The sequence below is a fragment of the Caldivirga sp. UBA161 genome (assembly GCF_002506515.1).
GTDB lineage: Archaea > Thermoproteota > Thermoprotei > Thermoproteales > Thermocladiaceae > Caldivirga.
The window spans coordinates 47,325-59,401 of the sequence record NZ_DAXS01000052.1 but is presented as its reverse complement, the minus strand read 5'-3'; the positions used below and the strand labels follow the sequence as shown (position 1 = coordinate 59,401).

The window sequence follows — 12,077 nt, the reverse complement described above, 5'->3', positions numbered from 1 at the left end:
CTAAAGGGGCGAGGCTTTCAGTAGAATTAAAGTAAGGTTTGTAGTATGATTGGATTTATGTATCTAGTGGTTCCTTAATGTGGTGGTGGGGTTAATGGTTATTTTAACCTTCTTATTGTAGCCTGCGGCTTCTATTTTTGTGTTTAGGAATAATTTAACAATGCTTATGTTTGTTGATAAGTGTGATGTTAAGTTGGCTACAGTGTACTCCGAGTTACCTTCCGCTAGGGCTAGGAATGGGATGAGCATATCACCCATGTGGTCATCGAAGGCTGCCCCCGCATTAATCACTGCTGCAAGGGATGCTGCTGCTTCCTTACCTACTTCCTCAGCGGGTTTACCGCGTTCACCCAGTGAGTCAGCCCCAATCCTCTGCCCATTGGTGGATTCGGCCCATAGTGTTATTCCTGAACCAGGACCTAGGTGGGGGTCTTTACCCTGCTCATAGTATTCAAGGTTAATACTGGGTTTTAGGCCTAGTTTACTTAAATACTCCTCGGCTGCCTTAGCCTGCCTAACTGCCACGTGGCTTGGTAACCTAACGGCATGTGATAATCCCCAAATCCCCCTTAATTCACCAAGCTCAGTTATGTTAATTGGCTTAAGCCTACTGGTTGGCTTAACAGTAACCCTAACCCTACCACCACCCCTTGGGTAATGGCCCCTCCTAATTAACTCCAGGTTAATCCCCACACCCATTAGGGATAGGTTATGGGCTAGTACGAAGCGTACGTAATCTATGGGGGGAGCCTTAGGTACATCTGTGCCGCCGGTTATGTCGAGCATTACTTCACTGCAGTTGGCTATGGCTAATACGGGTAGTAGTGTTTGAAGCACTAGGCTTACACTGCCGGCTGTCCCAATGTCAATACTATAGTTACCGCATTTAACATTACTTGGCTCAAAGGTGAGGCTTAGGGATCCCTTATAGGCTCCATTAACCCTAGCATTACTAATCCTCGCCGCAGCCACTACGCTTGCCAAATGCTGTGGCTGTAGCCCTGGGTTACTCCTCTTAGCCCTAATGTTAATTATCCTGAAGGGCTTACCGGTGATTATGGATAAGGCTAAGGCAGTCCTCAATATTTGCCCACCCCCCTCACCCATTGAACCATCTATCGTTATCATGATTAATAGCACCCACTGGGCCTTGGTTAATAAACCCTATGAATCACCAGTTAATAATGCTGCATTACCTTAATTGAACCTAAGCTTATTTAAAGGCTCCCCAATAGTACTCGTGGTGATGAGAAGGTTTCCGGAATGAGTAGTGATTGGTTCACCCCTTACTGACAACTAAAGTTTAAAGCCAGCGTTGAGAAATTAACCTCTAAGAGTTAATACGCGGCCCATTTCTTGCTGTACACTGCCTTCAATTAGTGGTGGGCCTAATCATGATGCAGGCTCCGTGGAGGCTCCAGGGGAGTGATGGTAGCCTGTGAGGGGCTGGGACCCTCACTATTTATGGTTATGAGCCACAGCTCTTACTGGCCTTGATTAATGTTAAACCTCTTGAATAGGCTCCCTAACCTGCGTTGACTCTTCTTAAGGCTACTCATCATTTTGCTCATCTCATTATAGTACCTTAGTAATTCCCTAACATCCCTAGGCGTTACCCCTGATCCCTTGGCTATCCTCCTAATTCTTGAGGCATTAAGCATGTTTGGGTTAAGTAGCTCCTCCTTAGTCATTGACCTTAATATTGATAACCACCTCCTCATCCTGTCTTGGGCGTTCATTAATTGGTCATCATTCAATTCCTTCAACTGAGGCATTAACCCCATGGGGAGCATTTGAAGAACCCTACTTAATGGCCCAAGCTTACTCATTGCCTCAAGCTGCTTCATTAATGTTAGTAAAGTGAATTTACCGGTTTCAATATCCTCAAGGACCTCTTCCTCCTCCTCCATTGCCTTAACCCTCTCTAGGAGTGACTCAACGTCACCCATACCCATTAACCTAGCCACAAACCTCCTTGGGTTAAAGACCTCAATATCCTCAATATCCTCACCATTACCAATGAACTTAATCCTAGCACCAGTCTTAACAGCGGATACGAGGGCGCCACCACCCTTAGCTGTACTATCAAGCTTTGTTATGAATATTGAGCTTACTGCAACATACTTACTGAAGGCCTCCGCCTGGGCCCCAACCTGCTTACCATTGGTTGCATCAACAACAAGCATTACCTCATTGGGCTTCACAGCCTCGTAAATCTCCTTAACCTCATTGAGGAGCTCCTCCTCATTCCTATGCCTACCGGCTGTATCTATTATTATCAACTCAGCCTTACTGGCAATCATCCTGCTTAAGCCAACTTTAGCAATGTTAACCGCATTACCTAGGCCTGGGCCACCGAAGAACATTGCCTTAACCCTCTCGGCTAATTGCCTTAACTGGTCAAAGGCCCCAGGCCTAATGGTATCGGTTTCAATTAAACCAACCTTAAGCCCCCTCTTAATATAGAAGTTAGCCAACTTACCTGCTGTGGTTGTTTTACCACTACCCTCAGTACCCACTAGCATTAGTATGTAGGGCTTAACCTTAATCTCAACGTCAGGCTCCTTATCACCACCAAGTAGGTCGGTGAGCTTCCTGTAAAGTAGGTAAATTAAGTAGTCCTTAGCCGTTAACCCTGGGGGAAGCTCCTTAGCCTCCTTAAACTCCTCCTCAATACTCTTTGTTAATTCGTAAACTAACTTAACGTCAACGTCAGCCCTTATCAATGCCCTCTGCAGATCCCTAAGTATACCCCTTAGGGTTTCCTCATCAATTAGTGTTGAGCCCCTAATCCTACTTATTATGCCGCCTATCGCCTCCATTAAGTCCCTCATTAGTTAATCACTGGGTTGTGTATGGGTAGTAACTGTACTGGTACATGCTTTGCTGAACATACCTAAGCACGTCAGTTAAAGTACCCCTTATGATTATTCCCTCACCCCTTTGAATCTCGTAGACGAGCTTCATTGGTGATATTGGCATCCACCTCATCTTCCTAATATACATCACCCTAAGTATCTGGTGGGTAATAGGCTCCTCGAAGAGCTGTAGAATAAGCACGCCACCAGCCAAGTACTCCTCAACGCCAAACCTACTAACCTTAGTTGCCTCACCAGTGGGTATTTCTGATGTTAAAAGGGTTGTGGTGTCCTTATAACGCTTAAGTTGAAACACCAATTCCCTTAAATACTCCCTAACCCATAGGAGGTCCTGGTGCCCTGTTATTATTAATGGGGCTATGGGGTCAACCACAACCCTCTTAGCCTTATTCTTCTGAATAACATCAATAATCATCCTAGCCACATCCTTAGGGTCAAGTGAAAGGGTGGTGCCCTCCTTGGAGTAGAGCTTAAAGTGGGTCCTGAAGTCGTATATTATCACCCTGTTCTGCTTCTCATAGGCATCAAGATCCCAACCCAACGCCTCATAGGCACCCCTCTTAACATCCTCACTGGGTTCATCAACACTAATGTATATCCCTGACTCCCCAATGTCTGCCCCAGTCTTAAGGAACTTAAGGCTAAAAATAGTCTTACCTAAACCCGCCTCACCAGCAACTAAGTAAACCTCACCCCTCTTAAGGCCACCATAGAGTAATGCATCTAAGTAGGCTATGCCCGTGGGGGCCTTATTAGCATACATGCTATACTGCATTTGAGCCGTGTAGTATTGAGTTATGTCGAATGGGTAAGTTTGGCTACTGTAATTATTACCACTGTACGTGTTATAGCCTCCATAGTCGTATGTGTAGTATGCGTATTGCGATGAATCTGCAGCAGCATCATTCTCCTTTCTTAAACCCATATGCCCTAAACCCTAGGTGGATATTTATACTTTTACCTTGAATCCACCATTAGTTTAAGCAATTAAATGAATTAAGCCTTAATTACTGCCTAGGCTCAATCCTAACATCAACCCTAAACCTCCTCTTAATCCTACCAATCCTGGGTAAGCTCTTAGATAGCACTAATCCATAGTACTCCTGTGGAACCTTAATAACAAGGGCATCCTCCCTTGGCTCCACTATAACTTGATCAAGCGGCACGTACTTACCAACAACCTTAAGTAACTGGTTCATAGCCCTCTTATTAACCTCCACGCTCCTCCTCCTTAAGGGTACTACGAAGGTCTCCTCACCGAAGACGTAGACCTCGTACTCAGGTTCCTCAGTTATGAAGTCCTTAATAACCACCACTGGCCTCGCTAAATCCTCCTCCTTCAAGCCTGCAGGAATCTTAACAGTCATCTCCAGTGAGTAAACCTTACTAACAGCCCCCTTATCAATGAAGATTACTGTATCCACTATTGAGGGTAACATACCTAACTCAACCCTACCTATGAATCTCTGAATTGAGTCTATGGGTGATGTTGCATGAATGACGCCAACCATGCCTATTCCAGCTAACCTAAGGTCAACGTAAAGCTGAATATCAGCTGTATCCCTCATCTCATCGAATATAGTGTAGTCCGGCCTTGATAATAGGAGGATATCATGAAGCTCCTCTGATGTGGCTAAATTCTTGGAGAGTTGAGTGACTTGGTCTGGTAGAACCATATCCCTCGGCGACTCAATGGTTTTAACCACCTTATTCTTGGATACGAAGAATTCGGCAAGCGCCTGGGCGAAAGTAGTTTTACCAGCACCTGGAGCACCACCGATTAGTATTCCCTCAGCCCTCTTCTCAAGCCTCTCAATAACCTTGGGGTGTAGGTTATACTCCTCAACACGCTTCTTAACCAAGGGCCTAACAGCGGTTATCTCTATGCCGTCTGAGACGGGTGGGAAGACGGCCACTATCCTAATATCCCTATACTGAACTATCAATGAGTGGCTCCTCTTAACCTCAATGACGGCGCCATTACCACCACTGTATGCTGTTGAAATAATCTCCCTCACTAGCCTCTCCAGGTATTCCTTGGAGAGGACCTTATTATCCAGGTAAACTAACTCCCAATTACCTGGTGAACCCCTCTTAGCCATGGGGAGCGTATTCTCCTTAAGGTGTATTGACATTATGTCAGAGTACCTTTGGAACCACTTCTCAATCTCAAGGGCCTCAGTTCCCTTACCAATGTAAATGTACCTAATGCCCATTGCCTCACAAACCTTCTTAACCATGGCATCGCTGGTTATCAACACTGCCCCTAATTCCCTAGCGGTACTTAAGACGAGGCTCTCAGGGTCCTTTAAATCAGCTGACCTCGGGGTAATGTCAACGTACTCCACGGTAACTCCCTCAATCTTTGAGGCCATGTCATGAATAGTAGCCACCTCCTCAAGCCCAAGTATACCCAGTGAGGAGCCTGCCTTGGCATCATCCTCAAAGTACTTAACGACACCAGTATGTATCAGTAACCTACCCTTAAGCCCATTATTCTGAAGGTACTCCTTCAGAGACCCATCTAGGAAGACTGACATATCCGGAATATAGATTTCCCCAGCTGCAAGCATTAAGTACCAGTTAATGCGGGTGCACTGAGGCTTAAAAACTTATGAGCCTTAACTCACCTTCAATGTTCGTTAAGTAAGGTAATTAATCTATTGATTAGTATTAAGGCTTAATGCACCTTAACTATGAAACTCACGTCACCCTCCATCCTCTCTGGGCTTATCATTCCGCATCCCTGGCTAATCTTCCTCATGAATGAGAGTGGGTTATTAATCCTTACACCAGCCAGTAGGTTAACTCCGAAGTCAAACATTAAGTCAAGCATTGGGGTACTTGGGCCAAGTAGGATAACGTAGGCATTAGCCCTCTTAGCCAACTCCAGTAGCCTATCAATCGACTTATTGATTATTGTTGAAGCAGTAATCACCACTACTTGGCTATCCTCAATAATACTCTCAGCCGCTGTGGAGGGTAAAATCCCATTAGCGGGATCCACTAGGAATGGGTTAAGCTCCAGGACCACAACCTCTTTAGCAACTTCCTTAAACCTCGTAAAACCTGGGAATCTGCCAACCATTACCACCTTCTTACCTTTACTGTATTTCAAGGCTATGTCCAGGCCATTAATCTCAGCATCACCCTTAGGTTCAATCACCGAATTCACTGCCGCCAAACCAACGCTAGCCTCCAGTAGATTCCATGACCTTAAGTACTCGGCTAATTCACCTACACTCCTCTCCTCTAAATGCCCAAACCCCCTAACGCTCATGTTACTGTTACTGGTGTGGTAAGTCATTGAGACGCCGCAGTACTTCGAGTATACACAAGTCCAGTAAACGCCAATAGTGGCATTCCTAACCTCAGTATCATTCTCCTTGGCGTAGGACACTAAGGCATCAATAACCCTGCTCTTAACCATAATATTAACCTAAGGCCTAGTAGTTTAATACTTTACATGAAAACCAATGCAATAGCCCCATGAATAACCTCTAGGAAACATTATTAAACAAGTAGTAGAGGAAAACCCTATAAGAGGTATTTAGTATTGCTTACCTAGTGATGTAGCCACGCAGGCCCTTGAGTTAATGATGAATGACCTAAAGGCTGACCAGTATGATTATGAGTACTATGATATATCCCTTCATTGATAATGAGGCTAAGCTATAGAGTATAATCCACTGCCTTAAGGTTAGGGCCGGTTTTATTTAAAACCTGAGCCTTCCTCGTTCCTCTTAAGGAGTTGTGTATGTGCATTTTCGTTGATGTTGAGGGTATTGATGGAGTTGGTAAATCCACGGTGATTAGGCTTACTGCTGATGAATTAAGAAGGAGGGGTTACTTGGTTTATGTTACAAGTGAGCCAAGTGACTCACCTATTGGCTTATTCATAAGGAGGAATGTACTTGAAAGAAACCTTGAGGTTGAGCCAATGGCCCTGGCGCTCCTATTTGCTGCAGATAGGGTGATCCACTATAATAGGGTTATTAGGCCTAAGGTTCAGGAGGGTTACATAGTGATTACTGAGAGGTATATTGAATCCTCAGTGGCTTATCAGGGTTCCCAAGGTGTACCCATTGAGTGGATTATTGAGGTTAACTCAATGGTAGCTGAGCCAGACTTAGTAATAGTGCTTAATGCACCATTAAGCACAGTGGTGAGTAGGTTAACCAGTAGGGGGGCTCTTGAGTACTTTGAGAAGAACACTGGTTTCCTTAGGAGTGTTCAGGAGGCTTACCTTAGGAGGGCTAGGGAGCGTAATTACCCTGTTATTGATGCATCAAGGTTAATTAATAATGTTGTTGGCGATGTACTTACGCTTATTGAGGATAAGGCCAAGGGTAAGTGCAAGGGCAATAATTAATAATCCGTAGGCACCCTTACTAATTCCATTCACTGAACCACCTGCATCAGGCTTTGCTTTGATTATGGTGATGTTAGATAGTACTGAGGAGATGTACCTTGTATTTAACACTATGGGTAAGTTCACCTCATTGGTTTGCTCAACAACTACATCAACCGTATATGATGAGGAGTTGATGATTAGGTTACTTAAATATTGGTTATAAATGCCCTTGGCAACCCCGTAGTAGGCTTCATACGTGTTTAATTCATTGACTATGTTAGCCCTCTGGTATGCAATACTTTGGTTAATGGCTAGGCTGAAGAGTAGGTATTGGCCCGTTAAGTTGAAGTACATTCTCATTAACCTAGCTGATGCATTCTGAAGCTGTGAGCTAGTTTGGATGAGGCCACTGGTAATATTGGTTAAGTTACCGTATAGTGAAGCCGGTACTGCTAACGCCGCATTAAGCCTACCTAATGTTGTATTGAGTGTGCTTGTTGTTGAGTTAAGCACATTACCCAGGTAATTGAGGGCTATGTAAAGTGAGTATACGCTTTGATTAGTCTTAACGAGGGTATTGCTTATATTAGTTAATGCAATGACTAAGGCAGTACCCCTAGTGTTTAACTGATAAGCCAACTCGCTTAATTGCCTACTAGCCATTAAAACACCCATCTCAGCACCATTAACGTAACCCTCAAGCCTAAGCACCGTAGCCCTCATTACTTCCACATCCTTAATTAACCTACTTAATGAATTAAGTATACTGGACTTAACTTCCCCATTAATATTAAGTGAATTAACCTCACTATACAGTTTAGTTAAGTTATCCTGAACATAACCTAAGTATTGATAGTACCCAGCTAGTGTAGTGTTAGTGGCGTTAAGTATTGGTATTATCTCCATTAACGTAACGTTATATTGCTCAATCTCCCCATAAGCGTAAACTACATCTGAAATTACCTGGTATTGAAGGTTAATTATCTCATTATTCAACTGCGTTAAATTACTCATTATCTGCTTAAGGGAGTAGGAGACCATTGGGATAGTGTAGTTAAGCCTACTTAAAACACCATACTCAGCCCTCAGGGCGTAATCAACCTCATTTACTTGAAGCAATAATAAGCTCTCAATAACCCTGGTGGTATTCATGTAGTAGGCTGATTGCCTATATAAGGCAGCTGTAGTATTCAGTAGGTAGGATAATTGGTATAGGTCATTTAGGAGAATTGTGGCATTGCCGCTTATAGGCTTTATATAAGATATATTACTAAATTCCATGAGCGTGTTGTTTAATTGGCCTATAGTTAACTTAAGGTAATTCAGGTAGTAGGATAAGTCTATTGATGAGGTGAATGTTAATGAACCTAAGTTTAATGCGCTCCAATTACCTGAATTAGCTATAATGAATGTTACATTCAACCCAACGGAACCGTTAATAGGTAATTCACCGGACCAGTACGTGTAATCCCCAGTACCAATGCTCACAATACCAGTGGGTGGTGTTGAGTAGTAGTAATTAATACCGTTCTGAAGCGGTATGTATGCATTATAGGTGAGCGGTAAGCCCAGTATGTTTGATGCATTAACCAGCATTATTAATTTAATGCCTGAACTACCGTTTATTACTTGACCGGGGGTTGTTGAACCATTGATTAGGTACCTGAAGCCCACCACATAATTATTCACTAATGGGTTCTGGAACTCAACGTTAAGCGACATGGTCTCAAATGGGTTAATTGTAACGTCCCAGTAAACCTCATTACCATTCACCATGTATCCGCTTGAAGCGTATAGTATTGATGAGTACGGTGGCAGCCTGAAGCCCACCACAGCATTGATTACTGAGGAGTTTTCATTAATTAGGCTAATGCCATAGTTAATGTATGTTTTAACGCCGTTACTCGTGTAGTAGTTAATGTAGTTAATGGTGTATGTTATCGATAATGATGCAGTGGCCTCAGCAACGTGGGTAACCTGAATGAATACAATGGTGAGTAAGGCAATTATGATTAACCACGGCTTCCTCTTAAGTAGGGGTAGGTTAATTAAGGGGGCATTAATGCCTCTGATCCTCAATAACCTCCTCAAGTCGTGAAATCTCCTCCTCAATCCTACCAACATCATCAGCTAATCTACTGCGCCTCCTGGCTAATAAATCTATTTTAAGACCCTCAACATAATTCCTAACCATATCCTTCACGTTAATGCCACTTATGTTAATCCTCTCCACCACACCAGTCTCATAAACCCTACCACCCCTAATGTTAATTATCCTACTGCCTATCTGAGCCACGTCAGGGTTATGGGTGGCGATAACCATGGTTACTCCAATAGCCTTATTTAACACATTAATAAGCGCAAGAAGCTTTGATGCACTAACCGGGTCAAGGGCACCAGTGGGCTCATCCATTATTACTAGGCTTGGGTTAAGGGCAAGAGCCCTAGCTAATGCAACCCTCTGCTGTTGGCCGCCTGATAGTTGATTTGGATAATGATTAACATATGGCGTTAACTCAACTAACTCAAGTAAATACCTAGCCTTAGCCTCAGCCATGGCTTCATCATACATGCCGCTCATCAGCATCGGCATCATGACATTCTCAAGCGCCGTCAGGTTTTGAATAAGGTTATACTGCTGAAATAGGAAGCCAACCTTCAGTAACCTTAATTTAGCTAACTCATTCTCACTCATATCAGTGACATCAACATCATCCAAGTAAACCCTACCACTAGTGGGCTTATCAAGCATACCCATTATGTTGAGTAACGTTGATTTACCTGAGCCGCTGGGACCCATTATAATGACAACCTCACCTCTGTGCACATTTAAATTAACGTTAATCAATGCGTCAACGTATATGGACTCAGATATGTAGTACCTCTTGCTAACGTTAATTAACTTAACCACAGCATTGCTATTACTCATTATAATGCATCAACGTTTCCGATATTATTAACCTTTTCGTCCCACTAGGCTGCTTCATGATTTTTGCTTTAGGTAAAGGGTTAATCCTTAAATATAGAAGAGGAAAAGACCTTTCATGAGTTACCTAGAGCCCATGGTGCAGATACCGTTCCTACAGCCGTTAATTAACTTCCTACTTAAGGTACCTGTGATTGGGCCAATAGTAAACTTCCTACTATGGACGCCTATATTTGCCGTCTGGTTCGTTCCCGGCCTTATTGGCTTATTCATACCACTAATATTCGTCATATGGTGGGAGAGGAAAGCTGCGGCAAGGGTTCAATGGAGGTATGGGCCACTTGAAATATCTAAGAGGATTGGTGGTGTTATACAACCGGTAAGTGACTTAATAAGGTACATGCTTCAGGAAATCATAATTCACCAGGAGGCTGATGAAGCCTACTTCCTACACATGCCGGTCTTCGGCTTCATATTCGCATTACTACCAGTCCTATTCTTACCCGCTGGGCCTCATGTATACGCAATAAACACTGGCTACAATATATTGATTGCCGCGGTACTCATATCAATATTCAACATTGTTATAATAGTGAGCGGCTGGGCTTCAACGGATAAGTGGGCCTACATAGGTACTGTTAGGGAAGCCTTCATGTATGCAGCCTACGAGATACCATTCATGTTATCTATAATAGCCATGATAATACTATTTGGTACAGCTGACCCATTCACAATGGTTAATGCCCAGGTAGCTCACTACATACCTGGGGCCATACTTAACCCAATAGCCTTCATTGTAGCCTTCATAACCACTGCAATGGCTTCATCAAGGTTCCCATTCGATATTGTGGAGAATGATACTGATATTGTTGTTGGGCCCTTCACAGAGTATGGTGGCTTAGTCTTCGGCTTAACCATGACCATGAGTTATGAGAAGACCTACGTAATGACTCTACTACTCTCCATAGTCTTCCTAGGTGGTTGGAGTGGGCCATATATTGGACCATTAGGTGATTTATCTGCACCCCTGTGGCTTGGTATTAGGGTTTTCTTAGTGATGATGTTCTTCTCATTCTTAAGGGCAGTGTACCCTAATTACAGGCTTGACCACGCCTTAAGAATGGGATGGCGCACGCTACTTATTCTGTCAATAGTAAGTGTTATATGGAGTATAGTTATTAGGCTAGTGTTCCCGGTGATTTAACATGGCTAAGAAGGTTACTCAACCTAAGGTTAATCCAGTGGCTGGGCACTTAAATGCGCTAGCTGTTGGAGTGAAGGAGTTTGTTAAGCCCACTAGGTTCACCATACAGTACCCCAGGGAGAGGAGGTGGGTTATTGATAGGTTCAGGGGCTTCATAATTAATGACGTTGAGAAATGCATCTCATGCTTCCAATGCGCGTGGGCGTGCCCAGTTAATGCAATATTCATGTATAGGGCACCCAATGGCAAATTCTATCCTGGGATAAGGTACGAGCAGTGCATACTCTGCCACTTCTGTGTTGATGCTTGCCCAGTTGGTTCACTGCAGGGTACGACAATAAGTGATGGGGTATTCCCAGATTTAGAGTCAACAGTCTTTAAGCCGGAGGATATGCACAACTTGCCTCAGTGGGATGATGAGGCTGAGTACGTGGTTAAATATGACTTCGATGAGAACGGTAACCTTAAGATAATTAAAATGAGGAAGGATGAGGTGAAGTAGAAGTGGTTAAGTGCCCAGTTTGCGGGAGGGATTACCAGAACACTCTTTCATTGCTTAAGCATGTTAGATTAAAGAGCAGGTATGATGAAAACCATAGGGCGCTCTGGTCAGAGTACGTTAAGTTTAAGAGCGTTAATGATGGGTATGAGGACATGTTCACTGAAACAGATATGTTTAGGGAATTCTTAAAGCAGAGGAAAGTTTTCTTTTAA

11 protein-coding genes are annotated in these 12,077 nt (G+C 43.5%); 4 read left to right on the top strand and 7 right to left on the bottom strand.

Going from position 1 to position 12,077, the window contains the following annotated elements; all coding sequences use genetic code 11:
* Nucleotides 1-63: 63 nt before the first annotated feature.
* From rtcA to BP896_RS05985, 5 genes are all read right to left on the bottom strand, one after another.
* Entirely contained in the window at nucleotides 64-1,128 is a 1,065-nt protein-coding gene (rtcA, locus tag BP896_RS06005) for an RNA 3'-terminal phosphate cyclase (RefSeq protein WP_291766713.1), read from the bottom strand.
* A 356-nt stretch (nucleotides 1,129-1,484) separates the two neighbouring features.
* Nucleotides 1,485-2,834 (bottom strand): signal recognition particle protein Srp54, encoded by a 1,350-nt coding sequence (locus tag BP896_RS06000; protein ID WP_291766711.1) that lies wholly within the window; start codon nucleotides 2,832-2,834, stop codon nucleotides 1,485-1,487.
* Nucleotides 2,835-2,841: 7 nt separating this feature from the next.
* Nucleotides 2,842-3,804 carry an ATPase domain-containing protein gene (locus BP896_RS05995; protein ID WP_291766709.1) on the bottom strand — a complete coding sequence of 321 codons (963 nt, stop codon included), beginning with the start codon at nucleotides 3,802-3,804 and terminating at the stop codon, nucleotides 2,842-2,844.
* 82 nt (nucleotides 3,805-3,886) lie between these two features.
* Complete coding sequence (locus BP896_RS05990) at nucleotides 3,887-5,452, bottom strand: PINc/VapC family ATPase (RefSeq protein ID WP_291766708.1); 1,566 nt, start codon at nucleotides 5,450-5,452, stop codon at nucleotides 3,887-3,889.
* 107 nt (nucleotides 5,453-5,559) lie between these two features.
* The gene (locus BP896_RS05985; protein WP_291766707.1) at nucleotides 5,560-6,309 is read right to left on the bottom strand and encodes a DUF364 domain-containing protein; all 750 of its coding nucleotides are present in this window, start codon (nucleotides 6,307-6,309) and stop codon (nucleotides 5,560-5,562) included.
* 327 nt (nucleotides 6,310-6,636) lie between these two features.
* Between BP896_RS05985 and tmk the strand changes: the two genes are divergently transcribed.
* Nucleotides 6,637-7,251, top strand: coding sequence for a dTMP kinase (gene tmk, locus BP896_RS05980; RefSeq protein WP_291766706.1), 615 nt, complete (start codon nucleotides 6,637-6,639; stop codon nucleotides 7,249-7,251).
* Here the strand turns inward: tmk and BP896_RS05975 are convergent.
* Both BP896_RS05975 and BP896_RS05970 read right to left on the bottom strand, forming a co-directional pair.
* On the bottom strand, nucleotides 7,174-9,360 hold the full coding sequence (locus BP896_RS05975) for a hypothetical protein (RefSeq protein ID WP_291766705.1): 2,187 nt from the start codon (nucleotides 9,358-9,360) through the stop codon (nucleotides 7,174-7,176). The genes tmk and BP896_RS05975 overlap by 78 nt on opposite strands.
* Nucleotides 9,293-10,162 (bottom strand): ABC transporter ATP-binding protein, encoded by an 870-nt coding sequence (locus BP896_RS05970; RefSeq protein ID WP_291766703.1) that lies wholly within the window; start codon nucleotides 10,160-10,162, stop codon nucleotides 9,293-9,295. The genes BP896_RS05975 and BP896_RS05970 overlap by 68 nt, the downstream gene beginning before the upstream one ends.
* Nucleotides 10,163-10,277: 115 nt before the next feature.
* Here BP896_RS05970 and nuoH point away from each other — a divergent pair, with 115 nt between their 5' ends.
* Genes nuoH through BP896_RS05955 form a run of 3 tightly spaced genes read left to right on the top strand, consistent with a single transcriptional unit; the run spans nucleotide 10,278 to nucleotide 12,077 of the window.
* Nucleotides 10,278-11,363, top strand: coding sequence for an NADH-quinone oxidoreductase subunit NuoH (gene nuoH, locus BP896_RS05965; protein WP_291766702.1), 1,086 nt, complete (start codon nucleotides 10,278-10,280; stop codon nucleotides 11,361-11,363).
* A gap of 1 nt (nucleotide 11,364) precedes the next feature.
* Complete coding sequence (locus BP896_RS05960; protein WP_291766701.1) at nucleotides 11,365-11,865, top strand: NADH-quinone oxidoreductase subunit I; 501 nt, start codon at nucleotides 11,365-11,367, stop codon at nucleotides 11,863-11,865.
* A gap of 2 nt (nucleotides 11,866-11,867) precedes the next feature.
* The gene (locus BP896_RS05955; RefSeq protein ID WP_291766699.1) at nucleotides 11,868-12,077 is read left to right on the top strand and encodes a hypothetical protein; all 210 of its coding nucleotides are present in this window, start codon (nucleotides 11,868-11,870) and stop codon (nucleotides 12,075-12,077) included.